The sequence below is a fragment of the Campylobacter sp. GB48 genome (assembly GCF_049221845.1).
Lineage (GTDB): Bacteria > Campylobacterota > Campylobacteria > Campylobacterales > Campylobacteraceae > Campylobacter_D > Campylobacter_D lari_C.
Map to the genome: position 1 here is coordinate 1 of NZ_JBMJAR010000067.1, position 1,032 is coordinate 1,032.

At 28.5% G+C, this 1,032-nt stretch carries 1 protein-coding gene and 1 pseudogene; both read left to right on the forward strand.

Translation table 11 applies throughout. The features are described from left to right. Window positions 1-300: pseudogene (locus ACOTVC_RS08805) on the forward strand (hypothetical protein); the annotation flags it as partial. Next, entirely contained in the window at window positions 297-1,004 is a 708-nt protein-coding gene (locus tag ACOTVC_RS08810) for a hypothetical protein (protein WP_421628378.1), read from the forward strand. The pseudogene ACOTVC_RS08805 and the gene ACOTVC_RS08810, both read left to right, overlap by 4 nt. Window positions 1,005-1,032: the final 28 nt, after the last annotated feature.

The following is a 1,032-nucleotide window of genomic DNA, read 5'->3' on the forward strand; positions in this document are numbered from 1 at the left end:
AGAAATAAATATAATCTTAAGACTTCTAAAGAATTAAGACTTGGAAGAAGTGAGAATGTTTTCTGGGCTAAGGATAATAAGCAAATAAAAGAGATTTGGGAGGATATTACAGAAAGAGCAGAGATGTTAGAAGATATAGACAAAGATAAACTTGGAGGTGCTATAAAAATAAGAAAACTGAGCGATGGAACTATTGTAAAATTAAGACAAAAATCTAAATCTGGCGGTTCAGCAGTAGAAATTGATAAGAAACCCGAAGAACAAATAAAAATACATAGCATAAGGGATTTAAAAAAATGATATACAAGGTACTTACAGACTTACAAGGTTATATGTTTTTAGAGCTTTCTGAAGAAATTTGCAACACAATAAAAGCCAATCAAAAAATGCGCTACTATGTAGAATTTGGACTTTTTTTACAGATTCCAAATCTTACAAAAATAGATATTTTAGAACATTTTGAAGAAACCATTTTAAAATTATCAACAGGATATTTTAGAAATGATAGTGCTATAGAATTAGATTCCTTGTTTTTTGCATATTTGCTTGATAGTAAAAATGTGATAGAGGATAATTCTGCTAATCCAACCTATATTAGTGAATATATTAATATTATAGGACAACTATTCTTGGCAGGTTATATAGAATTTGGCATGTGCGGTTTACAAGATAAGGAAGAAAATTTACTTTCCAATCAAGGTGATAAATACCAAGCTTGGATATATTTTAGAGATAATTTCTTTTATACTGATGCGTATTATAGAGATGTAATAGATCTTAGAGAAAAATATCCAAATATGAGCAAGGATGATTATGCATATTCTAATTGGAATATGCCACAATACTGGGATAGATATACATTTTGGGTAGCAATAACCCCCAAAGGCACAAAATACTTCCAAGAAATCTTAGCTCCTAAATTTTACAACAAATACAAAGATCTAGAAGTAGAAATTGATGATAAAGGTAATATTATAAGGTGGATTGGAGAGATTAATAGATGATTTTGCTTAAATTTTTATTTAAATAAAA